This window comes from Spirosoma arboris (assembly GCF_009754945.1).
Classification (GTDB): Bacteria; Bacteroidota; Bacteroidia; order Cytophagales; family Spirosomataceae; genus Spirosoma; species Spirosoma arboris.
Genome location: NZ_WPIN01000023.1, coordinates 1 through 23,939, shown reverse-complemented (window position 1 = coordinate 23,939; position 23,939 = coordinate 1). Strand labels below are relative to the sequence as shown.

Here is a 23,939-nt window from a genome sequence, read left to right as displayed (position 1 = left end):
GGTGTCTGGGCCAAGCCGGAACGATCCGCCGTAGCGGCTTGGCCCAGACATAATCAATCCCAGCACTCCATAATAAGCAGATCGCCAGTTTTAGCTTCGATACGAACGAAGCCATCCTGCGCAGCCTCATTACTGCTGCTGGTTCGGTAGCCCAACGTTAGTGTAGCATCTTGAAGATTGTATTTCAACCCTTCTGATGTATAGCCAGTGACGGTTCCGACTGGAATCAATGAGACAGGCGTTCCAGCTTCGTACCACTTCTCGAACCGCCCAACAAGCGGAAAGATTTTGGAGTGATCATCGATCATCGTAATACGAATCTGTTCTTTATAGCGCACAATACTCGTCATATTTACCAATGTATGATCGGCCCGGCGACCGGTTGCCCACACAATGTTCACCGCGGGGTAGCCACGTTCAATCAGGTATTCAATTCCTTTGTCAAGATCTGTTTTCTCCTGGTCAGGCGTATGCACAATCTCCAGCGGATACTGCCGTTCCCGAATGCTGTCGAGATCTAAACCCGAACCGTCGGACCGCTCATCAAAATCACCGAGCAGAACATCGACTTTAATGCCCAAATCAAGCACTCGCCAGATGGCGCTATCGAGTACAACAACAGTTGGACTCCATTCTAAAAGCTGTCCCAGTAGTTCAGGATTACAGGCTTCACCGTTGGCAATCAGAAGAGCGGGCTCCTGTTTCTCGCGGACAATATGATGAGATGACATAATGGGCCAAAGATAAATGGGCAAGTCGTATCAATACTGATTAATTTTGTCTTTCAATAACGAATATTCATTACGTTTTGCAACGCGTTCTTCACTTCCTGACACTCCCCCGTGTGGTGGGCTTATACATTGTTCTGTTCATTGCTGCGGCTCTTCAGAACTATTTGCTGGGGTTCGGTAATTACAACAATTACCTGATGTTTGCCAAACCGTTTCATAACCTGCTTCTCAACAAAAGCATCTACGGTTTACACCCCAATCTTTACTTCGACAACTATAAATACAGCCCAACTTTTGCCTGGTTGATGGGCCCTTTTTACTACCTACCGAATCTGTTGGGCATGATTCTCTGGAATGTGCTGAACACCGTGGTCTTATTGGCGGGTGCCTGGTTTTATCTATCCGACGAAAAAGACCCAGCTCATCAGCGACAAGTGGCGCTGCTCATCATTATTCTGGAAGCCCTGATTACGGCTCAAAATCTGCAGAGTAATAACCTCATTGTGGGGTCTATGCTGCTGGGCTTGTATTTCCTCCGCAACGAGCGGGTTTGGCAAGCTGCTTTTTTCTTTGTGCTTTGCCTATTTATTAAATTCTACGGGGTAGCAGCTGCCGGTTTCTTTCTATTCTATCCTAAAAAGCCGCAGTTCATTCTGGCCATGATTGTCTGGACCGCTCTATTTGCCATTGCTCCCCTCACCATGATTCCGCCTGCCAATCTGATGTCTGAATACCGTGAATGGTTCGAGGTGATCATCGAGAGTAAATTAGGATTGCAGGTTTCCGTAATGGGCATTGCGCAAGCGTGGTTCGGCATGCCCAAAACCGACGCTAATTATCGCATCATCGAAGCCATTGGAGCAACCCTTTTCCTACTGCCTTTTTTACGATTCGGGCTGTGGAAAGACCGGCTATTTCAGCGCAGAATGATCTCGTACTTCCTCCTGTTTATGATTGTTTTCAACAAGATGGCCGAATCGCCAACCTATGTAATGGCCGTTACAGGTGTAGCATTATGGTGGGTAACCCTCGGCGAACCCACCCAACTCGACCGAATTTTGTTAGCTCTGGTTATTGTATTCACGTCCCTCTCACCCACCGATATTTTTCCGGCCATCGTGCAACGAGAGTTTTTCCAGCCCTATAACATCAAAGCCCTGCCGTGTTTGTTGGTGTGGGCTCGGGTGCAGTACCAAATCTGGACGCAACCCAACACGGCCAGCCATTCATTACGGCATGCTTCGTAGAATTTTCTCAATATCGGCTGGGCTGTCGACACTAGGTGTCTGAAAATTTGTAGATACGAGCTTGATTCGGTAGCCCGCTTCCAGCCAACGTAGCTGTTCCAGTGATTCAGCTCGTTCTAGTACCGAGGGAGGAAGTTGAGTGATTTTTTCCAGTATATCAGCGCGATAGGCATAGAGCCCAACGTGGCGATGATAGGCATGATGGGCATGCCATTGGTCAGGCTCGATATTCCACAAATAAGGAACCGCTGAGCGACTGAAATACAGCGCTTCATTTTGGGCATTGATAACAATCTTGGCTTCTTTGGGGTCATGCAACATAGCTGCCGAATCGACCGACGCCATTTGGGTGGCAAGTTCTACGGTTCCGTCAAGAATAGCCGCTAACTCATCAATCTGTGCCGGATCGAGAAATGGCTCGTCACCCTGAATGTTGAGGATATAATCCGACGCATCCCCCGGAATGAGTCCATCAGCGATGAGTCGGGCGTAGGCTTCCCAGCAACGATCAGTGCCACTGGGGTGAGCGGTACGAGTCATGACGACCTCTTCCCCCAACTGCCGAACAGCCTCTGCAATACGCTCGTCGTCGGTCGCAACAATCACTTTATCTAACGAGGTAGCCTGTTTTGATTGCTCCAGCACGCGCTGAATCATAGACTTACCGCCGATGTCGGCAAGCGGTTTGCCGGGAAAACGCGTTGACCCGTAGCGGGCAGGAATTATACCGATTATCATAGTTTGTATCTATTTTTTTGTCACAGAGATGCACGGAGAAGACACAGAGCTTTTATTTTTCCTTTGTGTATCTCTGTGTCTTCTCCGTGCATCTCTGTGACAAAATCATTTGATTTCTGGCCCATTTGGCCCCACTACCCAGTAACTCGGCACAATGGCTTGCCGTTGCTGGTAATATTGGTCGTAAGCCGGGAAGTAGCGTAGTCGCTCGTTCATTACGTTATCGAATTGCCCCAATAAACCCAGCAAAAGTTCGCAGCCTTCACGCACGGCAAACTGGCCACTTTGATTACCCGTTACATAGTCAGCGAGGCCGTTTTGAATTACGTACTGCGTGAAAAGCGGATTCGCATTCCGACGAATCATAATCCGCACACCCGCCACTTCGGATACGGATAAATCGAGCGCATCATCGAAGAAGAAAGCCACTTCGTGCGGTTGCAAATTATGCTGATTCAGTAAATGATGGAGTACGTCAATCTTGTGCTTCGCCTGCGAGTAACTGGCGTGGAAATGCTCCCGACGTACAAGCGTTTCGGAAAGTGTATTAATCACTCCCGTTATAATAGCCGCCACGGGCAGTTGTCCACCGTGATGCAGCCAAAGCCCAAACCGGAGCAGGTTGGTACCCATGGAATCCACCTCGCTAAACGAACTACTGCCCGCTTCGGTCTTAATCCCGTCGTTGAAGACACCGTCCCAATCAAACACAATGGCTCGAATTGACTTCAGTTTTTCAGTTAGTGTATCAACAGGTGTTACAAATTGCCCACCGAGAGAGGTAAAGGTTTTTTCTAGTTCCGTCATAAGGATGTATGATGCATGATGTATGACGTATGGCTTTTGCGCCAGCTACATCATACATCATACACCCTATATCATACATGCTAATTAAGCTAGTTCCGGCAACGTGTTCCGGTATTTTACTTCCACTGCGTGCAGTTCGAGCAGGGGTTTCAGGAATTCTTCCAGATAGCGTATATCCAACTGGCTAGCGGCATCGCAAAGTGCTTCGGAAGGACAGGTGTGTGTTTCAACAAACAACCCATCGACACCGGCAGCTACACCCGCACGAGCCAGCACCGGAAGGTATTCACGGGCACCACCTTTCGCATCGGCAGACGGAATACCGTATTTACGAATAGCATGGGTTACGTCGAACACAACCGGGTAATTGGTGCGTGCCATGTGGTAGAACGCACGTGGATCAACCACTAAGTCATTGTATCCGAAGGTGAAGCCCCGCTCGGTCAGGATGATCTGATCGTTGCCAGAATCTTCGATTTTCTTGACCGGGTGCTTCATATTCTCCGGTGCCAGAAACTGTCCGTGCTTCACGTTAACAACCTTGCCCGTTTTGGCCGCTGCGACCACCAGCATAGTTTGCATACAGAGATAAGCCGGAATTTGCAGCACATCCACTACCTCAGCCGCAGGAGCGCATTGATCCGGATAGTGAACATCAGTCAGCAATGGGAAACCGAACTGCTCTTTTACTTTGGCCAGAATCTTCATGCCTTTGTCGAGGCCAGGGCCATTGTAATAGTTCAGGCTGGAGCGGTTGTCCTTCTGAAACGATGACTTATAAATAATCTTGATGCCAACGCGCTCCTGGATTTCCCGGAGTTGCTCGGCAACCGTCATCATGATTTTTTCATCTTCAATAACGCACGGACCGCTGATGAGGAACAACTCATCCGACCCGCATTCGATGTCGCCAACGCGAACGATTTTCTGAGACATTACTTTGTCGTTTTAAACTAATTGGCCATCATCCTTCTGATTGTTCAGGAAGGAATTAAGCAGAATAAATCCGGTACCCACCATGACCGACACATCAGCCATGTTGAAGATACCCGTTTGAAGGACTCCGAAACTGATGTGTAAAAAGTCCGTCACCGAACCATACGCCCATCGATCGATGAGATTACCAATGCCCCCACCAATGATGAAGCAGGCACCGACAACAAACAACCGGGGTGTGTTGAATCGGAACAGCAAATAACCGAACCCAAAGGCCATAGCCAATAAGGGCACAATTAGCAGCAACAGGGTCTTAAGAATAGGCGGTAATGAATCGCCTACACTCAGGAAAGCGCCTGTATTTTCAACTTTCGTGAGCGTTAGATGACTATCTAAAAGCGGAATACTTTCACCATAATCAACCTTAGTTCTCACGATGTTTTTTGATACCTGATCGCACCCGATATTCACCGATACGGTAAGTAGTATGAGTAAGGCTCTGATTACGTTTTTCATCAGTCGGTTATCACGAAATCTTTACCTTATAGTCTACGGAACAAATCTTTCAGCACGTCAATAGTGATCACTTCCTGCCAGTTATCGCCGATAGCGTGTAACCACATGTGCGGCAGGTTGTACGATACGTGTGCCATTTGCGTGATGATGTCGTCGCTCCACTCTTTCGATAAACCCTGTGGCAAATCAATCTGGTGGTACGCGACCATCTCCTTGAACTCCGCCACACCTTGTGGATAATAGTCTTCGAGGTGATTCATGATCAGGCAATTGGCATAACAATGCCGGGTTCCCAGAATCTTTGACAGACCGTAGCTAAGCGCGTGACAAACACCTACTTCAGAATAGGTCAGACTCAACCCACCCATCATCGACGCGACCATGAGCTTATCATCATTTTCGGCTGTCTGACCTGATTTTTCACCCAGATAGACTTCCCGACAAAGTTTCATGGCCTGCTCTGCATAGGCGTGCGAATAGGCATTATTCATGCGCCCATTCTCCGACTCGATGCAGTGAATATAAGTATCCATACCCGTGTAGAACCACCAGTTACGGGGCACACTGGCAATCAGGTCAGGATCAAGTACGATTTGGTTGAAAACTGTCCATTCGCACTTTAGGCCTAGTTTTTTGACAGGCCCTGTCAGCACAGCCGTCATCGAAACCTCGGCACCGGTTCCCGAAATCGTTGGTACCCCAACGTGGTAAACGCCTGGCTTTTTAATCAGATTCAGTCCCTGATAAAGCGTCGATGACCCTTCGTTTGTCAGCATCAATGACAAGGCTTTGGCGATGTCCATGATGCTACCGCCCCCAATACCTACGACACCTGATGGCAGGCCTTTTTTCGCCAGAATCTCGTCGCGAAGCTGGTCGATCTGCTCGGTAGTGGGTTCGTGTTCTTCAACGCTGATATAGTACGTCAGGTCTTCGGGATAAACCGGAACCTGACCTTCGAGCGTCTTTCCTTTGAAATAGTTATCGACCAGAAAGACGAAATACCCTTCGTTATCGGCCCGGCGCGGAGCCAGAATTTCGTCGAGTTGAGAGAAACTTCCCCGACCAAAAACCGTCTTCTCGACGCCTTTGAAATTTTTATGCGTGGTTTGTGTTGGTGCTGCTACCATTGTATTGTTAAGCCATAGTGGCTGAAAAATTACGCTTCTACTAGTGTCGCTTTCCGGACGGCAGCTTCGATGTTTGTTGCTAATGCGGCTACTTCTTCAGTTGTCCAGGTTGCCCGAATACCAAATGAAATCAATCGTCCGATCGTAGCTTGGGCGTTCGGAATATCGAGGTTTTTATAGTCCTGTGGCGCACCAAATTTTTCGATGGCTAAAGGAGCAGCCGTCTTCATTTCCTTGATGTGGTTCCACTGGTTAATGAAGTGGTACATATTGGTGAACCAGTAGTTGAAACCACCCACGCCAGCTGCGTTCAGTTCGGCAACTGTGCGTTGTGCTGAGTCCGTATCGGCCATCAACAGATTCAGGAAGGTAGCGGAGTCGCCGTTTGCGTCGGGGATTTGGGCAAACGATACGCCTGGTACGTTGCCCAAGGCTTCCATCAGTTGTTTTTTATGCGCGTTGTTGCTCTTGATAATCTCGGGTACCCGACGCGTTTGCACCAGACCGACAGCTGCATGTAATTCACTAATGCGATAATTAAAGCCCAAAATTGGGTGCTGCTCCATACCCCGATTAGAACCAACGTGGTCGTGGCCGTGATCCGAATAAGAGTCAGCATGTTTATAAGCGGTTTCGTCGTTGGTGACCATGATTCCACCTTCGCCCGCCGTTGCAATCTTGAAAAAATCGAACGAATAAGCCCCGGTTTTGCCCCAAAGACCTGTCGAAATACCTTTGTAACTAGCACCCATTGCCTGACCAGCATCTTCAACAAGCACCAGATTATGCTCATCAACGATAGTCATAATCGCATCCATGTTAGCCATTTGACCACACATATGTACCAGGCAAATAGCTTTGGTTTTTGGCGTAATGGCTTTACGAATACCGTCTGCACTCAGGCAAAGGGTTTCGTCAATATCGGCAAAAACGGGTAAGGCACCTGCCATCAACACCGCTTCAACCGTAGCGATATAGGTAAAGGGAGGTACAATAACTTCATCACCAGCCCCGATTCCGGCGGCTGCCAATGCACACAAAACAGCCGTTGATCCGCTCGAAACGGCATGGGCATACTTGGCCCCAACTACTTTGGCAACCTCAGCCTCGAACTCCCGGGCTTTGTAGATATTATTACGTTGCGCTTCGTGATTATAGCGAAACAGGATACCAGTCTCGAGCACATCGTTGATTTCCTTGCGCTCGGCCGCTCCAAAAAATTCCATTCCTGGCATGACGTAAACCGTTTAGTAAGTCGCTTCAGAAATTAGATTATACGAAGCGGCTTTTTTTCTGCAAAAGTACGGGTTTTAAAACGAGAACGAATATATCGTTTGAGTATGGTACGCGCTCAGTATAGAATTCGTTTCTCTAAAGCGACCCACTCCTTAAAAACCATGTCGGCTTCGTCGCGTAAAAGCTGGTGCATGGGAATATGGCGCTGCTCGCGGGGTTTATCTAATTCTTCGTAAATAAACTGATCGTCAAAACCAGCATCAGCTGCATCGGAATGAAAGGCTCCATACACGATTCGGCTGGGGCGTGCCCAATAAATTGCCCCTAAGCACATCGGGCAGGGTTCGCAGGATGCGTAGAGTATACAATCGTCGAGCTGAAACGTACCCAGATTTCGACAGGCATCCCGAATCGCCACCACTTCGGCATGGGCCGTTGGGTCATTGGTTGACGTAACCTGATTACACCCGCGCCCAACTATTTCGCCATTACGGACAACTACAGCGCCAAATGGCCCGCCCTTACCGGTTGTCATACCTTCGCGAGCTAGTTGAATAGCCTCACGAAGAAACACTTCATCTTGATTTGTCATACTTATTTATTGTCAGGCTTTGTCAACAATAGACAGGTGTTGTCAAAAGTGATCAGAGATGTCTATCCTTGACAGTCTTTGACTATTTCTAACAATCCTTGGCAGTTTTTAAAGAGCGGCAAGATACTTTGTAACAACTAACAGAACAGGACTGTTTTTCTGAAATGTATCGAGAGCTAATCAATCGGGTAGCCGTTCCTAGCGGTACTTGCTCCTCAATGCTAACAGTAAGTAGGTGGCCAATTGCAGCATCTTATTAGGATCGGGCATACTGTAATTAAGGAGTTTGCTTACTTTTGAGGTATTACTTTTCAAGACTCTGTGGATTCACTACTTATTCAAAAAACTGTAGCACGACATCTGCTCGCTGTACAGGCTGTTCGACTCAAACCTACCGAACCCTTTACCTGGAGTTCAGGCTGGAAATCTCCAATTTATTGCGATAACCGGGTTACCCTGGCGTATCCTGAGGTTCGCAGTTTTATTAAAAATGCGCTGGCCGATGCCATCCGGCAGCAGTTCCCAACGGCCGAAGTCATTGCTGGTGTGGCGACTGCTGGTATCCCGCAGGGTGCACTGGTGGCCGATGTCCTAAATCTCCCCTACTGCTACGTCCGGCCTGAACCCAAAGCCCACGGCATGGGGAAGCAAATCGAAGGACATTTAGCCGCTGGTCAGCGCGTAGTCGTCATTGAAGATTTGATTTCGACGGGCGGTAGTTCACTCAAAGTTGTTAACGCCTTGAGAGCTGCAGGTGCCGAGGTATTGGGAATGGCTGCGATATTCACCTATGGTTTTCCTATAGCCAGTCAGAATTTTGCCAGCAAGAACGTACCACTGGTTTGCCTGAGTAATTATGATGCCCTACTGGTTGAAGCCCAGGAACTCGACTATATTCCAGCCGAAGCAATGGAATCACTCTCAGCCTGGCGTCAAAACCCGTCACAGTGGGGACAGTAAATAGTTAAATGGGATTCTATAGATTCTATTGTAACTTAGAATCTATAGAATCAACAGAAACAATAGAAGCTAACTCAACTACGTATGGCCATCGTAACTGCCCGAATCGAGCGAACACCGTATGAAACACACATCTCAACTGATTCGCAGGTTGTTGTAGCCGATGAACCACTCGATATGGGCGGTCAGGATCGGGGCATGCGACCAGGCGAATTACTGGCAGCCTCATTGGCGTCTTGTACCGTTATGACGCTACGTATGTATGCGGACCGAAAAGGATGGCCACTCGATTCGGCAGTTGCCCATGTCGAATACAGCAATGACCCGATTACAAAACGATCTCTTTTTGTATTGAAGCTGATCTTAAATGGTAGTCTAACTGAAGAACAGCGGGCACGACTTGTTGAGATGGCCGACCGCTGTCCGGTTCACCGGGCACTGCAGAATCCGATTGATTTTGAAACGATTCTGATTGAAGATTCCATCACGTCAAATTTATAAGGCTTAACATACCTAAAACCCGATGAGTCAGGCAGAACACAACTCAACTCCCGATATTACCAAGACGTACACGAATGGTGAAATTACGGTGGTCTGGAAACCAGCGGTCTGCATTCATTCCAAGGTTTGCTGGACGCAGTTGATTGAGGTATTCAATCCGAGAGAACGGCCCTGGATCAAGATAGACGGCGCTCCTACCGCACGCATTGTCGAGCAGGTAGATAAGTGTCCATCGAAAGCGTTGAGTTATTTCCGAAATGAAGACCCAATAAAAACGGAGGATATTCAGGCCGAAAGCCTTGTTGAACCGCTTCCCAATGGACCGTTGCTGGTGTATGGAAATCTCCGGGTAAAAGATGCCAGTGGACACGAGACCCAGAAAAATAAAGTAACCGCTTTCTGCCGGTGTGGAGCCAGCGGTAACAAACCCTACTGCGACGGTTCGCATTTAAAAATTGGATTTACAGGCTAAGCCTCTAGTGATGGAACGCAGATTAAGTAGATTTTACGCGGATAAAAATTGTATAGAATCTGCGTTCCAACTAGTTCAACGGTTTCGGTTTTGGTGCCACTACAACTGGGCTGGCAATACCATTAAGGTCGTATACAATTTTGCCATTCCGGATGGTCAGTTCGCACTCTAGCTTTTGCTTGCCTTCAATTTTATAACCGGTATAATCGAAGAAGCCGAAGTAGCCTGTATCTCTGGCATCAAACTTCCCATTGCGAATCGTCAGGATGGCGATATCGGCCACGGAACCGATGGAAAGGCTTCCCAGTTCAGGTCGGCGGATGGCTTGGGCAGGATTCCAGGTACTGGCCTCAATCACATTTCGCAAATCCATCCCCATCGCCATGAATTTCGACATGACATTGAGCATGTCTTTCATGGCATTGTTCATACTACCCGAATGAATATCAGTGCTGATTGTGTTCGGGTAAAATCCACTTTTCAGAGCCGGTATAGCCTGCGAAAAGGCGAAACTAATACCGCCATAACCCACATCGAAAATGACGCCCTTTTTCTGCGCTTCCCAGACGAAAGGCTTCACGTTACCCGTTGCTACGTCCAGAATCGACTCGCGGGTTTTTAACTGCCCGAAGCAATGCGTGTAGATATCGCCCGGACGGAGGTGTTTTGTGAATAATTCGTCGAGCGATAAAGTAGGTGTACTTCCTCCAAAATCAATCATTACAGGAAGACTAGCCAGTTTTCCAGCCTCTACAACCCGCTCGGTTGGTGTCCAGTTATACCCGCTGAAGTGGGCCAGTTTGAAGCCTACTACATAATCGGGGTATTGTTTCGCCATAGCTACCGTTTGGCTGGCATCCATGTCGTCTACATTCTGCTCAAATTTGCTGCCCCGCATTCCACTCCCAACAATATTGAGCAGAGCCAGCACCCGCGTTTGCGACCGGTCGATCGTCTGTTTCTTAAACGTCTCGAAATCACGCCAGCCCGAACAACCCGCATCCACAATCGTCGTGACGCCGTTTCGAAACGTGAATCCATCAGGTGGCAAGGCGTTCGGGCCGTTGCTGTACGTCTGATCCAGATTGGTCCCGAAAAATACATGCGTATGCATGTCAATCAGGCCGGGGGTCACGTACAATCCCTTCGCATTAATTACCTGAATGGCTTCTTTGGCGTCTAGATTTCGGCCGACCTGTACAATCTTTCCCTCGTTTATAGCTACGTCCATAATGCCATCAATCTTGTTTTTAGGATCGATGACATGGCCGCCTTTAATGAGGACGCTGTACGTTTGAGCAACGGCCAGATTGCTCAACAAGATCGCGAACAGGCCGAGAACTAGTTTTCTCACGATTGAGAAATTCTTGAAGTTGACAAGTTAGGTTTTGATAAATACAAACTAGTTTTCCGACAGGATTAACAGGATTTACAAGATTGAAGTAATTGCAATCTTGTAAATCCTGTCGGAAACCGCTAAACGGCAGCTTTGGATAGTTCTTCTTTAATTCGTTTTGCAACGATTTTTTCCTGGCCCGGCTTCATCATCCAGACAGTCACGCCAATGTTGCTAGGCCCACCTCCACCAACTTCAATTGATGGATCACCTTTTCGTAACGACTCCTGTAGTTCTTTGCCCGTAATACGCAGTTTGGCAGGGTCCCAGGAAATTCGAAGTGTAGGTGTATGATTACCTAGTGGAGGAACATGTACTTCAGTCTGTACACCCACGACAGTTTTTACCGTATTTTCAATGTGTGATGTACCTTCTTCCCAGATTTTCCAGACTTTGTCGTGGTCTTCGTTGATGAATTTTTCGAGGGCTACGTACATGCCTAGGATCTCTTCTTTGTTGACTTTCATGCCCCGACCAATGTTGAATCCTCGGGGAGGCATGTGCAATCGAGCTGCCGAAATAATATCTTTCTTACCCATCAGGAGACCAGCACTTTGAGGTCCGCGCATGGCTTTACCGCCCGAGATAACCACAAAACTGAAACCCATATCATTGAATCGCCACAGATTTTCAACCGGTGGAACGTCAGCAGCAATGTCGATGGACGTGGGGATATTATGCTTTTTGCCTAACGCAACCCATTCCTCATGCATGATTTTGCCTTTGTCGGCTTCAATGTGCAAAAAGTGCATGAGCGCCGTTTTTTCGTTGATCGCCTTCTCCACATCTTCGGCAGTTTCAACGACGATAATTTTGCAACCCGTGTTCGTCAGCGCGTGGTTGTAGACAATGTCATGGGCTTTCTGACAGATTACTTCCGTTTTCATGCCAGTGCCGTCCAGATGGGGTAGTTTCTCCACTTTCTTCTGATCCATACCGGTCAGAATACCAGCCAGCCCCAACGTCATACCGGCAAAAGCGCCCGAGGTGACGACAGCTGCTTCTGAATGCACTAGCTGAGCAATCTTTTCACCCACTTTATCCTGAATCTCATCGAGCAGGCAAAACTCTTTTGCTCCACCATTGATGGCGTCCAGTACTTCGTCGTGCATAAGTGAGCCAGTCATGTAAGTAAGCGTACCAGCCGCATTAATAAACGTCCTGATACCCAACTCCTTGAACAAATCCCGCTTGGGAGCGGCCAATGGTGCTGCATCTACCTCTAGCGGAAGACCGCCAACCAATCCACCTAACAGCGGAACGCTCGATAAGCGCTTAATGAGTTTTCGTCTGCTTAACATGTGAGTAGTGGTAAAAAGAGTGTCACCAGTGTCACCTCACCCCCGGCCCCTCTCCTAAAACAGGAGAGGGGCCGGGGGTGAGGTTAAATCGTTAGATATAAGCAATGCAGTCCATTTCTACCAGTGATTCGCCGGGGACACCGCCGTAAACGGCTACCGTTGTACGAACCGGGGGCTTGCTGCCAAAGCGACCTTTGTAGACTTCGTTCATGGCTTTATAGTCGTTCAGGTCGTGAAGGAAGACAGTTACTTTCAGGACTTTCTCCATGGATGAGCCCGCTTTAATGAGTTCCTGTTCGAGTTCTTTGAGCACTTCGTCGGTATGGATTTTAATGTCACCTTCCTTATGATAGCCTTTTCCGGCAACGAACACCAGATTGCCCAGTTTAGTAGAACCAGAAAACAAGGGAACATCCTGTTGAGTCACCACGTTAAACACCTCTTTTTCAGGTACCGGTTCGGCCATGGCTTTGGTTGTTGCCCCTAAGCCGATAATGCCGGCCATCGATGCAAAAAGACGTTTTAAACTAGATCTGCGTTGTGTTTCCATACTAAGCGAATTGGGAAAAGGTAAACAGGTATTCCGTTGATTTACTGAAATTTAAGCTCTTATGGGTAAGGTTGTTATCTCATTAATCTACCCGAAATTCATCGAGTAGTAGCCATGCCTTTCCGCCTGCTCCGTATTCGCCGGAAGGAATGATGCCTTTGTTCGTTGCCCGTATCCGAACGTAACGCGCCTGGGTCGGCGGAAACGTAGCGTTTACGGGATTTATACCATTTATCGGGAACTGCGTTTGTTGATACACCTCCCGAAATGTTTTTCCATCGTCCGAGACAGCAACGCTGAGCGTATCGGGTGCCCACATGCGCTGCCAGTGATAATTCAATATGTGCGTGCCAATGCTGGAAATAGACAGCGTGCTTTGCAAATCAATAAGCACGTCCGCATCTTTCCCTTGAAAACCAATCCATTCGCCCGTGTTATACCGACTGGTTCCAGCCACTCCATTGACAGCCACGAGCGGGCTGACTGGCTTATAGTTTCCCGATGGTTCCGTGGTAAACATGACTAATTTTCCGGTCGCTTTACTGATCGTCAGTGCTTTTTGAAACACCCGTCCCTGCTGCTGATTGCTCAGGAATACGACTGCTTTTATAGTCTCCGTCTGTCTAATATCAATTGGCTGCGTATATGTAGCACTGCTCAGAATCGGGTTTGTACCATCAGTCGTATAACGAATGGTAGCACCGGGCAAAGTCGTTGATAATCTCAATTGTACCGAACCCGCAGAGGTAACGGTCACCGAATCGGTCAGCTCATCGAAACGATTGGCGTATTGTACGTTCAGGCGTTTCAATAGGATTTCCTGTAGCCGAAGCCGTCGCAGAAAGTCGGGGTAATTTCGGTTTTGTCGTTGACTCCAGGCGATTTCAGCTACAGCAATCGCCCGTGGAAATAGCATATACTCCGCTTGCGCGGGGCTATCCAGATACTCGCTCCAGACTGTGCCCTGGACGCCTTTCAGGTAAATGGCTTCGTCGGGGCTAATATCTGCCGGAATAGGTTCGTAAGAATACACTTTACTCAAAGGCGTGTAGCCAGCCGCGGCCAATGGTTCTTCAGGGTATAATGACTGGTAGTAGTCGAAATAAACATGACTTTCGGGCGTCATGATCGCGTTATGTTTTTGCCGAATCGCTTCAATACCGCCTTCGATCCCTCTCCAGCTCATCACAGTCGCACCCGGCGATAAGCCACCTTCCAGGATTTCGTCCCAACCAATTACTTGACGGCCTTTCTTATTTACATGTTTCTCGATACGTCGGATAAAATAACTCTGAAGTTCATCTTCGTCTTTCAAGTGTTCATCTCGAATACGAGCCTGGCACTTCGCACAGGTTTTCCAACGGGTTTTCGGGCATTCATCGCCCCCGACATGAATGTACATTGACGGAAACAAGTCAATGACTTCGTCCAGAACACCTTCTAAAAATGCAAACGTACTATCGTTGCCAGCGCAAAAAACATCGTCGAAAACACCCCAGAATGTAGCCGCCTGATACGGCCCGCCCGGCTGACCGTTTGGTTTCAGGCAACCCAGTTTCGGATAGGCACTCAACGCGGCCATGGCATGCCCCGGCATCTCTATTTCGGGAATAACTGTTATGTGACGTTGCGCTGCGTACTGAACAATGTCGCGAACTTCGGCCTGCGTATAGTAGCCGCCGTAGCGCTTACCATCGAAACGGTGTGGTAATTCTTTCTTGTGGCCAATCATCGTTTCGGTACGATACGCGGCCTTTTGTTGTAATTCCGGGAATTTCTTTATCTCAATTCTCCAGCCCTGATCGTCGGTCAGATGCCAGTGAAATGTATTGAACTTATACAGCGCTAATTCATCAATGTACTTCTTAATGAACGCCACCGAAAACATGTGTCGGCTGACATCCAGGTGCATACCGCGATAAGAAAAACGCGGGTAATCCGTAATGTCACAAGCCGGAATTGTCGCCGATTTCGACTGCGCAAAAAGCTGCGTTAGCGATTGCACTCCATAAAACAGGCCAGCCTCATCGTGTCCAGTTAACTTAATTCCCTGAGTACTAATTTGGAGTTGATACCCCTCGGCTTGTGTAACGCGACCTTTATCAATTGTCAGTTCAATACTCGGCTTCGTCTTTTTCAGGACTAGCGACAATCCGGTACAAGCCCGAATCTGCACCTGAAATAAAGTAACAAATTGACTAGACACCCCAGCACCGGGCGCAATTCCAACTTGTGTACCAAGTCGAAACTGCCCCGCTGTCTGGCGATAGGTTACAGGTTCAGGAATTAGTCCGCTTTGCGCGAATAGATTACCTAAACTGAGAAGGAATAGTAGTGCAATTTGTTTCATTTGTATGTGTCCGGATTATTTATCCAACCACATCTGCGTTAGGAATGTATTTTCACCCTGCCTTGCAACAGCGCCTAAATAATTCTCTTTGTTGAGGTTTTCTTCCGTTGCTGGGTAAAGCATCCGGCGGAAGATTTTTCCTCCTGTGATGTTACCCGTGTAGTTGTTAGGTACCAGAGCCGGATAGCCCGTACGACGCCAGTTCAGGAACACCTCCTGCGAATTCGGGAAAATCGACACCCAGAACTGCGTATACAGTTGCTCTAATTGCTGGGCCATTGTAGCCGTAGTAACCAGCGCATTAGCCGTAGCATACGCATCAATATTGGCTTGCGAAATCACCCCATCAGCACCGTACAACGCCCATTGGCGCATGGCCGCTTTGAGTCCCAGATCATACAGTGTGGCGGCCGACTTCGCGGTGTACCAACCCCGAAGTGCGGCTTCGGCGAGGTAAAAATTGACTTCGGCATTGCTGATCACCAACATAGGTGCGTTCAGTTTCAGAATCGTGTTCTGGTTCGGTTCCGAATACGTCACAAAATCAGCAGGCTTGGTATTGGGAATCGTAGCCACCATTCCTTTCTGGATACTCACATCCGTACTAGGTTTGCCGTTTACATACACCACCGAAAGCACAGGCAGACGAGGATCGTTGGTCTTTTTTAGGTAATTAATAAACGTATCGTAATATTTCCCTCCTTCCGGATTACTCACGCCATCGGCTTTCAGGTAATCGCTGTTCAGCATCCAGTAGGCCAGCGGATTTTGGTTAATCACCTGACCGGCTGCCAGATAGGTAATCTTTGCCATATCAGCATCTTCGGTGATCAAGCTTCCAGCAATGGCTTTTTTAACCCAGGTTTCGGCCAGCCCTACATCGGGCTTCGTCATCCGCATCCCCATCCGTAGCATTAGTGAATAGGCGAATTTCTTCCACTTGGTAATATCGCCACCGTAAATCAAATCGGCAGCGCCGAAAGTCGATTTCGTTGCATCGAATAAGGCAATTGACTTTTCCAACTCACTCAGCAGATCGGCGTAGATGTCTTTCTGAGGGTCGTATACTGGTTTAAAGATGCTTTGCGTATAACCCTGTGCTGCCTGTTTATATGGAATGTCGCCGTACAAATCTGTGATCTTGGAGAAACTGTACACGCGCCATATTTTAGCAATCGCCAACTTGTTGACCAACAGCGGATCTTTCTCCAACGCCCGAATTACTTCCCCGATCTCATTGATTTCGTTCGGATAGGCATTGGTGAAAACCGTGTACGGAGCTGTACCCTGATTGAAAATATATTTAGAGCCCCAGCTAGCTACGTCGTTGTAGCTGGTTGTGTATTGCATGGTGCCCTGCAAGCCTGTAATGACGTTGCCAACAGCATCATATTGCGCTTTGGTAAATACGAAATCTGGGCTGACCGTGCTGGATGCATCGGGGTTGATATTGAGTTCTTGCAAGCCTTTGTCGCAGCTTTGCAGCGTGCAGAGCGCCAACAGGCAATAAGTAAATTTATAAAGTCGATTTTTCATGGATGTCGTCGTTAGAATTTTACGATGAGGTTCGCGCCATAACTTCTGGTACGGGGTAATCCAAAGGATTCAAAGCCCTGGTTAGAGCTGTTTGTGTAGCTCTGTTCAGGATCGAAATTGTCCGTGTTCTTGTAGAGTGTCAGGAGGTTACGGGCTACAAATGAGATACTGGCCGACTGTAATTTCACGACCTTCAGCGCACTAACCGGAATATTGTAGCTAAAAATGACCTGACGAAGCTTCACGAAGCTGCCATCGTGCAGAAACAGATCGGTGTAGTTTTTGTCGTTGTCATAGTAGGTCCGCAGGTCACCTTTGGCGATGGTCCGGGTGTAGGCATCGCCCTTGGGTGTCACACCAGTTATGGTCAGTCCATTTTCGCGACCAGGCAGGGTTTGTTTCAGTTTGCCCATCCGGATAGCATACACTTCCATAATCGAGAAAACCTTGTTGCCAAACTTGCCATCCAGCAGAATATTCAGCGAGAAGTTCTTGTATTTGAACTCGTTCGTGAAGCCCATCGTCAGCGGAGGAACGCCTTTCCCTAGCTCTTGTAGCGCCGATTTCTGGGCAAAACCCGTGGCAGGATCATAGACAATGTTGCCATTGGCATCGCGGACCTTGGTCGTTCCAACGATAGTTCCGTATGAACTACCTTCAATGGAGTTAATATAGGCATAGTTATTCACCGTCGTTGCCATCTGCATCGAGCTGATTCCATCCGCCAGTTTGACCACTTTGCTCTGGTTATACGCCACATTGTAGCTCAGATTCCAGCCAAAGTTCGACGTGCGAACAGGGGTCACCGTGACAAGGGCTTCGATACCCCGGTTATTCAGCTTACCAACATTCAGGTAAACCGAATTATAGCCCGATGTTGGCGAAGTGCTGGTTTGAACGATGTCATTCGTCGTGGCCCGATTGTAGTACGTAAGGTCAAGACCAACTTTCTTGTTGAACAGCTGCAAGTCAATCCCCGCTTCGAATGTGGTCGACGTCAGTGGTTTCAGGGCCGCATTGGTTAGGCCCGAATTCGTTGTGACATTGGTTGTTACGTTCTGCAACGGCTGCCCCGAACTTGGAATCATCGAGTACGTCAGGTTGATTACGTAAGGATCGGGCGTAGCACCACCCACTTGCGCCCACGAAGCCCGAAGTTTGGCGTAATCGAACACACGAGGCAATTGGAAAGCCTGCGACAACACGAAGCTACCGCCCACAGATGGGTAAAAAATAGTGTTGCTTTGTGGACTCAGGGTTGAGAACCAATCCTGACGACCCGTTGCGGTCAGGAATGCAATGCCTTTGTAGTCAAAGTCAACCGAGCCGAAAACAGAGTTGGTTCGTGTGTGCTGATTGAGCGGCACAGTACTCGACGTAGCGAGGTTAGTTGAGCTATAAAAGAACGGAATCGTAAACGTTGCTCCCGACAGATTCAACTGGTTATAACTGAAATTCCGCTGGTTCATGCCTGCCAGTGCCGAAAAACCGAAGTGGCCAAACGTCGTGTTATAATTGGCGGTGAGCATGCTATTGGTTTCACTCACATCGGTTTTCAACTGCGTATACTGCCCATTCGGAATGTAGCGGGTTCCCGTTGGCAGAATGTACTTGTAATTGTAGTTATAAAAATCCCGGCTGACAGTCCCTTTCACCGACAGGTTTTTCAGGATTTTGTAGGTCAGACCCAACTGGCCGATGAAGCGGTTTTTGCTATCGTCCTGCTGATATTTATTGACAACAAAGTAGCTGTTCGACGCAATGTCGGCATCGTTCCAGGCAATTTCGGTACCATTGGCATCGTATCCTGGGCTCAACCACCGAATATCAGACGTATTCCCGATCATGTAAGGCGTCCAGTTCGGATTGCCGAGGGCATCGCCAGCGCCGGTTTTATTATGGCCGTTTTCCAGTGTGTATTGAGCCACGGCTTCAAGCGTTATTTTATCCCCGAATGAACCATTAATGTTCAGGTTACCGGTTTTGCGTTTGTAGGTATTCGTAGGCAAAATGCCTTTTGCATCCAGATCAGACAGCGAAAACCGATAGTTAACCTTCTCATTACCACCCGTAAAAGCAAGCGTATTGGTAAAGGTCTTACCGGTTTGGTAGAAATTCTGAATGTTGTTTTTCTGCGCTACGTATGGGTGTGTCAATCCATCGGCTCCCACAAAATCAGAACCATCAATTTTAGCCCCCCAGGAACGGCGTCCCCAGGCAATGGCCTGTGCCTGCGTAGTTGGTTTCGCGGCCCCATCGCCCTGACCGTATTCATACTGCCAATCGGGAAATACAGCCGCATTTTCCATCGTAAATGTCGAGTTATACTCAACACCGATACCACGCTGTGCCCTCCCTTTTTTCGTTGTAATGAGGATAACTCCATTGGCCGCCCGCGAACCGTACAGAGCCGCAGCCGTACCACCTTTTAATACGCTAATCGACTCAATATCATCGGGATTGATACCAGCAATCCCATCGCCCCGGTCAACGTTACCCTGACCGCCATTGGTTGTTGCAGCACCGCCAGGAACCGTATTGTCGATAGGCATCCCGTTGATTACGTACAGCGGTTGGTTATCACCCGTCAGGGAGCCATTCCCCCGAATGATGATCCGGCTGGAGCCGCCTGGGCCAGTCGAAAGACCGGTTGCGTTTACCCCCGCTATTTTCCCGGAAAGCGCGTTTGCTACGTTATTCTCTCTGGCCTGTGTAAACTCAGAACCTTTCACTTCCGTAACCGAATAGCCAAGAGCTTTCTTGTCTTTGGTTATCCCTAAGGCCGTTACGACCACTTCACCAAGTTGGGTAGCGTCTTCTTTCAGGCTTACATCAACCACAGAACGGCCATTCACAGCAATTTCCTGCGCCACAAACCCGATGTAGGAGAAAATGAGCGTTGCCTGCGAGCTCGACAGATTAATCGAGTATTTCCCTTGGCTATCAGTAACCGTTCCCTTGGTAGATCCCTTCTCAACGATGGTAACGCCAGGTAGCATGGCACCATCGCCAGTATTCGTCACTTTTCCGGAAATCGTCTGCGCTAGTACAGGTACACTCAGCAACCAGAGCATTGTAAGCAGCTTACCCAAATGAGTAGGCCAGCGTAGTAAAGTACAGTCCATAAGTTATGATTGATTAGTTAAGTTAAGATTACTTATCATTCAATTTGCAAATTTTGCAATCTTTTCATGCAATTCTTGCGCAATATAGACGCCCATGTTGCAACTTTGCAAATATTATTTCTCATATAGCTCTATATTCCTGTCATTATATGCAAAAAATATTTTTTTCATCCTATTTATGTGGCAAAAACGAGGATCTTGCAAAGTCTATTGCAAAAAATCGTAGATCTAATTTTACCTAGCACGACTACCAACTTGTTGATAGGTAAGATTTTGTCCTTATTTTGCTTTTTGTGTCAAGTAACCGAACGTAACACTTTCTCATGTCAATTGCCTTTTTAAAAGACGAGCGTAAAGATTTAATTATCAATCAATTAAACCTCCATACGCGAATCAACCTGACCGATTTGGCTGTTACGCTAAACGTATCTGAAGACACTGTTCGACGAGATATAAATGACCTGGCAGAGGAAGGGAAGTTGATTAAAATTCGGGGGGGAGCCATGTCGAAGGCTTATCACCATTCGTCGCAGTTGCAGGAAACGTACGCGCACCAGAGCAAACGGATCATTGGTGAGAAGGCATTGACCCTCCTACGCGATGGAATGCTGATTCTGATGGGTGGTGGAACAACGATCCGGGAGTTCATTAAGATGATTCCGACGGAGTTGAAAGCAACGTTCATTACGGTTAATCCGCTGACAGCCGTTGAGTTATTGGACAAACCCAACCTAGAAATCATCATGATTGGCGGTCAGATTTCCCGCTATAGTCAAATGAGCGTGGGGGGTGAAGTGTATCAGCGCCTGTCGGAACTGCGAGTCGATTTATGTATTATGGGGACTAATGCTATCGACGCGAAAGAGGGCCTGACCGACTCGGATTGGGAAACGGTTCAGGCGAAGAAAACTATGATTCGGGCTGCGGAGAAAATCGTAATCCTGGCTATCTCCGAAAAAATGAACAGCGTGATGCGCATGAAAGTAGCCGACCTGAGCCAGATCGACTACCTTATCACAGAACTCCCGGCCAATTCTCCGCAATTATCACCTTATCGGACGGGGAAGACGGAGGTATTGTAAAGCTAAAAAAGCCTATAAACCCATCTACGATACGCCTTTGAACTCTTCCTGCTCTATAAATGGCTGACTTCGTAACCGCTTTCCAGTAGCTTTGAAAATTGCATTTGCAACAGCCGCACCAGCTGGCGGTAAAGAGGGTTCGCCTAAGCCAGTGGGTTCAATTTCGTTCTGAACAAAATGTACTTCTATTTCAGGGATTTCATTCAGTCGAATAAGCCGATATTCGTTGAAATTCTTCTGTTGTGGTACGCCATCTTTGAATGTAAGACTCCCAAACATAGCGTGGCCAATCCCATCGACAACGCACCCACGCACCTGCTGCTGGGCTCCACTCTGATTAATTACAACACCACAATCGGCCGCAGAATAGACCTTTTGCAACACAGGCTTACCTTTCTGCATAACTACTTCACCTACTTGAGCGACGTAGGAACGATGCGAAAAATACACACTAAATCCTTGCGCAATGGGTTTGCCATCGACACCTTTCTTTTTACCCCAGCCCGATTTTTCGGCTGCTAATTCAATAACGCCCTTCATTCGGTCGATATCGTATTTGATAGCTCCAACCGGTTTCTGTTTGGCTTTATCCAAAAGTTCCAGTCGGAACTGAACGGGATCTTTACCAGCGGCTTGCGCCACTTCGTCAATAAATGCTTGTTCGGCAAACGCCAGAAAGTTCGTTATTGGCGCGCGCCAGGGGCCAGTTGTAATAGGAGATTTGTGGTCAACGCTGTCAATCAGGAGATTATCAACGGCTCCTGATGGAAAATTATCTTCACGCGTTGCATTACCGGCGTTAATACTAGCTCCTCGAAGTTTGTAGCCAATCATATTTCCCTGCTCATCCAACGCAGCCTCAAACCGATAGCGAACAGCTGGCCGGTAACTACCACCCATCATGTCATCTTCACGTGACCAAATCAATTTCACTGGTGCATTAACGAGTTTCGAAACCTGTACAGCTTCGATTACATAATCGGCCTTGAGTCGTCGGCCAAAACCGCCACCCATTCGGGTAAGTTGAACTGAAACTTTATCGGGCGAAATACCGAGTAGTTTAGCCGTTTCATTACGTGCGAGTTCGGGAGTTTGTGTAGGCCCAACTAATTCGACACCGTCTGGCCGGACGTGAGCGAAGAAGTTCATCGGTTCTAACGGATTGTGTGGCAGGAAAGGGCACTGATATTCAGCTTTAACGACTTTGGCCGCATTCTTAAAAGCTGTTTCCACATCGCCATCCTTTCGGCGAACGGTTGCATTCGAACCGTCTAATAATTCTTTAAAGAGCTTATTATGATCGGCAGTACTTTCCAGCGCATCGGCTTTTTCCCACTCAATTTTGAGCGCATCTTTCGCCTTTTTTACTTGCCAGGTCGATTTTCCTACGACAGCCACGTTATTGTCAAATGTCACGACTTCAACAATACCTGACATCGCTTTGGCTGCGGTAGAATTTAGCGACTTTAGTTTATAGCCAAAAGCCGGGCGCTGTATCATGGCAAATAGCATACCATCACGGTAGAAATCCAACCCAAACAAAGGCTTACCTGTGATGATTTTTGGATTGTCAACGTTCCTGACTACACTACCAATCAGATTAAAGTCTTTTATATCTTTTAGTTTAACATCACTCGGAACGGGTAATTGAGCTGCTTCGGTGGCTAACTCCCCGTAGCTCAATTGGCGCTTACTGGGTTTATGCATAACCACGCCTTTGCTGGTGGTACACTCTAAGACTGGTACATTCCAGCGCTTAGCAGCTGCTTCGACTAACATTTGGCGGGCGGTAGCTCCAGCTGTTCGAAGTCGTTTCCACGAATGTGGAATTGAACCACTTCCTCCAGCCACCTGGCGTTCAAATTTTTTGGTATCGAGTGGAGCTTGCTCAACGACAACTCTTGTCCAGTCGGCATCCAGTTCTTCGGCCACAATAATTGGGAAGGCCGTTTTAATCCCCTGTCCAACTTCAGGATTTGGAGACAAAATAGTTATGACACCTTGTGAATTAATAGAGAGATAACTATTAAAATCGGCTACAGAAGAAGCGATTAATGGTGTGTTATCTACAGCCGTTAATGCTTCCGCATCCGTCCAGTTAAAATTTAATATTAGCCCCCCTCCTGTAAGGGCAGCCATTTTCAGAAAATTCCTTCGATTTGACTTAGATAACGTCTGCATGGCTATTTCGTTTTTGACGTTTTAGAAGGAATAGGTGTAGCTGTACTATCGGCAGCAGCCTTTACGGCTTCGCGAATACGATGATAGGTTCCACAACGGCAAAGATTACCCGTCATAGTCTCATCAATTTCAGCCTGAGTAGGCTTTGGATTACGTTTGAGTAGTGCAGCCGCAGTCATTATCTGGCCCGCCTGACAATATCCACACTGAGGAACATCGATCTTATCCCATGCCTGTTGAACGGGATGCGTCCCATTTGCCGATAGTCCTTCAATAGTCGTTACCTTCGACTTGCCAATGACCGATACGGGCAACACACAGGAACGGGTAGCTTCACCATCTAGATGTACGGTACAAGCACCACATTGCGCAATACCACATCCATATTTCGTACCAACTAAGCCGAGATGGTCGCGAAGTATCCAGAGTAAGGGAGTATCGGCATCAACATCAGCCTGATATGCCTTGCCGTTTACTTGAAGTTTAAAGATAGCCATTGGATCTATAGGATTGACTCAGAGTAGCTAAAGATAAAGAAAAGGGGGAATTTAG

The 23,939-nt window shown here is 47.8% G+C and carries 21 protein-coding genes; 5 read left to right on the top strand and 16 right to left on the bottom strand.

Annotated elements, in window-relative coordinates:
- Positions 1-53: 53 nt before the first annotated feature.
- Positions 54-731, bottom strand: a complete 678-nt coding sequence (locus GO755_RS35760; protein ID WP_157590240.1) for a thiamine diphosphokinase — start codon at positions 729-731, stop codon at positions 54-56.
- 77 nt (positions 732-808) lie between these two features.
- Here GO755_RS35760 and GO755_RS35755 point away from each other — a divergent pair, with 77 nt between their 5' ends.
- Positions 809-1,978, top strand: a complete 1,170-nt coding sequence (locus GO755_RS35755) for a glycosyltransferase family 87 protein (RefSeq protein ID WP_157590239.1) — start codon at positions 809-811, stop codon at positions 1,976-1,978.
- Here the strand turns inward: GO755_RS35755 and kdsB are convergent.
- The 7 genes from kdsB to GO755_RS35720 all read right to left on the bottom strand — a co-directional run bounded on the left by kdsB (position 1,961) and on the right by GO755_RS35720 (position 7,933).
- Entirely contained in the window at positions 1,961-2,716 is a 756-nt protein-coding gene (kdsB, locus tag GO755_RS35750) for a 3-deoxy-manno-octulosonate cytidylyltransferase (protein WP_157590238.1), read from the bottom strand. The genes GO755_RS35755 and kdsB overlap by 18 nt on opposite strands.
- A gap of 105 nt (positions 2,717-2,821) precedes the next feature.
- Positions 2,822-3,523, bottom strand: a complete 702-nt coding sequence (locus GO755_RS35745; protein ID WP_157590237.1) for a phosphatase — start codon at positions 3,521-3,523, stop codon at positions 2,822-2,824.
- Between the two features lie 84 nt (positions 3,524-3,607).
- On the bottom strand, positions 3,608-4,459 hold the full coding sequence (gene kdsA / locus GO755_RS35740) for a 3-deoxy-8-phosphooctulonate synthase (protein ID WP_142773564.1): 852 nt from the start codon (positions 4,457-4,459) through the stop codon (positions 3,608-3,610).
- A 12-nt stretch (positions 4,460-4,471) separates the two neighbouring features.
- Complete coding sequence (gene lspA / locus GO755_RS35735) at positions 4,472-4,975, bottom strand: signal peptidase II (RefSeq protein WP_157590236.1); 504 nt, start codon at positions 4,973-4,975, stop codon at positions 4,472-4,474.
- A 26-nt stretch (positions 4,976-5,001) separates the two neighbouring features.
- On the bottom strand, positions 5,002-6,105 hold the full coding sequence (locus tag GO755_RS35730; RefSeq protein WP_157590235.1) for an iron-containing alcohol dehydrogenase family protein: 1,104 nt from the start codon (positions 6,103-6,105) through the stop codon (positions 5,002-5,004).
- 29 nt (positions 6,106-6,134) lie between these two features.
- A complete protein-coding gene (locus GO755_RS35725; RefSeq protein ID WP_227687219.1) occupies positions 6,135-7,340 on the bottom strand; it encodes a DegT/DnrJ/EryC1/StrS family aminotransferase in 1,206 nt (401 codons plus the stop codon).
- A 116-nt stretch (positions 7,341-7,456) separates the two neighbouring features.
- Positions 7,457-7,933 (bottom strand): nucleoside deaminase, encoded by a 477-nt coding sequence (locus GO755_RS35720; RefSeq protein ID WP_157590234.1) that lies wholly within the window; start codon positions 7,931-7,933, stop codon positions 7,457-7,459.
- Positions 7,934-8,254: 321 nt separating this feature from the next.
- Between GO755_RS35720 and pyrE the strand changes: the two genes are divergently transcribed.
- The 3 genes from pyrE to GO755_RS35705 all read left to right on the top strand — a co-directional run bounded on the left by pyrE (position 8,255) and on the right by GO755_RS35705 (position 9,866).
- A complete protein-coding gene (gene pyrE / locus GO755_RS35715; RefSeq protein WP_317166025.1) occupies positions 8,255-8,893 on the top strand; it encodes an orotate phosphoribosyltransferase in 639 nt (212 codons plus the stop codon).
- 84 nt (positions 8,894-8,977) lie between these two features.
- A complete protein-coding gene (locus GO755_RS35710; protein WP_157590233.1) occupies positions 8,978-9,394 on the top strand; it encodes an OsmC family protein in 417 nt (138 codons plus the stop codon).
- Positions 9,395-9,416: 22 nt separating this feature from the next.
- On the top strand, positions 9,417-9,866 hold the full coding sequence (locus tag GO755_RS35705) for a (4Fe-4S)-binding protein (RefSeq protein ID WP_157590232.1): 450 nt from the start codon (positions 9,417-9,419) through the stop codon (positions 9,864-9,866).
- Between the two features lie 70 nt (positions 9,867-9,936).
- On the opposite strand, the gene GO755_RS35700 is transcribed toward GO755_RS35705, so the two are convergent.
- The 6 genes from GO755_RS35700 to GO755_RS35675 form a co-directional block, all read right to left on the bottom strand.
- Positions 9,937-11,220 carry an amidohydrolase/deacetylase family metallohydrolase gene (locus tag GO755_RS35700; protein WP_317166024.1) on the bottom strand — a complete coding sequence of 428 codons (1,284 nt, stop codon included), beginning with the start codon at positions 11,218-11,220 and terminating at the stop codon, positions 9,937-9,939.
- Positions 11,221-11,342: 122 nt separating this feature from the next.
- Positions 11,343-12,563 (bottom strand): aminotransferase class V-fold PLP-dependent enzyme, encoded by a 1,221-nt coding sequence (locus tag GO755_RS35695; RefSeq protein ID WP_157590231.1) that lies wholly within the window; start codon positions 12,561-12,563, stop codon positions 11,343-11,345.
- Between the two features lie 91 nt (positions 12,564-12,654).
- Positions 12,655-13,113, bottom strand: coding sequence for a RidA family protein (locus GO755_RS35690; RefSeq protein ID WP_157590230.1), 459 nt, complete (start codon positions 13,111-13,113; stop codon positions 12,655-12,657).
- Positions 13,114-13,195: 82 nt separating this feature from the next.
- Positions 13,196-15,463, bottom strand: a complete 2,268-nt coding sequence (locus GO755_RS35685) for a family 20 glycosylhydrolase (protein WP_157590229.1) — start codon at positions 15,461-15,463, stop codon at positions 13,196-13,198.
- 15 nt (positions 15,464-15,478) lie between these two features.
- A complete protein-coding gene (locus GO755_RS35680; protein WP_157590228.1) occupies positions 15,479-16,999 on the bottom strand; it encodes a SusD/RagB family nutrient-binding outer membrane lipoprotein in 1,521 nt (506 codons plus the stop codon).
- A gap of 11 nt (positions 17,000-17,010) precedes the next feature.
- Positions 17,011-20,124, bottom strand: coding sequence for a SusC/RagA family TonB-linked outer membrane protein (locus tag GO755_RS35675; protein ID WP_157590227.1), 3,114 nt, complete (start codon positions 20,122-20,124; stop codon positions 17,011-17,013).
- 323 nt (positions 20,125-20,447) lie between these two features.
- Here GO755_RS35675 and GO755_RS35670 point away from each other — a divergent pair, with 323 nt between their 5' ends.
- A complete protein-coding gene (locus GO755_RS35670) occupies positions 20,448-21,206 on the top strand; it encodes a DeoR/GlpR family DNA-binding transcription regulator (protein ID WP_157590226.1) in 759 nt (252 codons plus the stop codon).
- Positions 21,207-21,230: 24 nt separating this feature from the next.
- On the opposite strand, the gene GO755_RS35665 is transcribed toward GO755_RS35670, so the two are convergent.
- Entirely contained in the window at positions 21,231-23,387 is a 2,157-nt protein-coding gene (locus GO755_RS35665; protein WP_157590225.1) for a xanthine dehydrogenase family protein molybdopterin-binding subunit, read from the bottom strand.
- A 2-nt stretch (positions 23,388-23,389) separates the two neighbouring features.
- A complete protein-coding gene (locus GO755_RS35660) occupies positions 23,390-23,884 on the bottom strand; it encodes a (2Fe-2S)-binding protein (RefSeq protein ID WP_157590224.1) in 495 nt (164 codons plus the stop codon).
- Positions 23,885-23,939: the final 55 nt, after the last annotated feature.

Coding starts and splice junctions, on each gene's coding strand:
- GO755_RS35760 (WP_157590240.1), bottom strand. CDS start 731: ATGTCATCTCATCATATTGTCCGCGAGAAACAGGAGCCCGCTCTTCTG.
- kdsB (WP_157590238.1), bottom strand. CDS start 2,716: ATGATAATCGGTATAATTCCTGCCCGCTACGGGTCAACGCGTTTTCCC.
- GO755_RS35745 (WP_157590237.1), bottom strand. CDS start 3,523: ATGACGGAACTAGAAAAAACCTTTACCTCTCTCGGTGGGCAATTTGTA.
- kdsA (WP_142773564.1), bottom strand. CDS start 4,459: ATGTCTCAGAAAATCGTTCGCGTTGGCGACATCGAATGCGGGTCGGAT.
- lspA (WP_157590236.1), bottom strand. CDS start 4,975: ATGAAAAACGTAATCAGAGCCTTACTCATACTACTTACCGTATCGGTG.
- GO755_RS35730 (WP_157590235.1), bottom strand. CDS start 6,105: ATGGTAGCAGCACCAACACAAACCACGCATAAAAATTTCAAAGGCGTC.
- GO755_RS35725 (WP_227687219.1), bottom strand. CDS start 7,340: ATGCCAGGAATGGAATTTTTTGGAGCGGCCGAGCGCAAGGAAATCAAC.
- GO755_RS35720 (WP_157590234.1), bottom strand. CDS start 7,933: ATGACAAATCAAGATGAAGTGTTTCTTCGTGAGGCTATTCAACTAGCT.
- GO755_RS35710 (WP_157590233.1), top strand. CDS start 8,978: ATGGCCATCGTAACTGCCCGAATCGAGCGAACACCGTATGAAACACAC.
- GO755_RS35705 (WP_157590232.1), top strand. CDS start 9,417: ATGAGTCAGGCAGAACACAACTCAACTCCCGATATTACCAAGACGTAC.
- GO755_RS35695 (WP_157590231.1), bottom strand. CDS start 12,563: ATGTTAAGCAGACGAAAACTCATTAAGCGCTTATCGAGCGTTCCGCTG.
- GO755_RS35690 (WP_157590230.1), bottom strand. CDS start 13,113: ATGGAAACACAACGCAGATCTAGTTTAAAACGTCTTTTTGCATCGATG.
- GO755_RS35685 (WP_157590229.1), bottom strand. CDS start 15,463: ATGAAACAAATTGCACTACTATTCCTTCTCAGTTTAGGTAATCTATTC.
- GO755_RS35680 (WP_157590228.1), bottom strand. CDS start 16,999: ATGAAAAATCGACTTTATAAATTTACTTATTGCCTGTTGGCGCTCTGC.
- GO755_RS35675 (WP_157590227.1), bottom strand. CDS start 20,124: ATGGACTGTACTTTACTACGCTGGCCTACTCATTTGGGTAAGCTGCTT.
- GO755_RS35670 (WP_157590226.1), top strand. CDS start 20,448: ATGTCAATTGCCTTTTTAAAAGACGAGCGTAAAGATTTAATTATCAAT.
- GO755_RS35665 (WP_157590225.1), bottom strand. CDS start 23,387: ATGCAGACGTTATCTAAGTCAAATCGAAGGAATTTTCTGAAAATGGCT.
- GO755_RS35660 (WP_157590224.1), bottom strand. CDS start 23,884: ATGGCTATCTTTAAACTTCAAGTAAACGGCAAGGCATATCAGGCTGAT.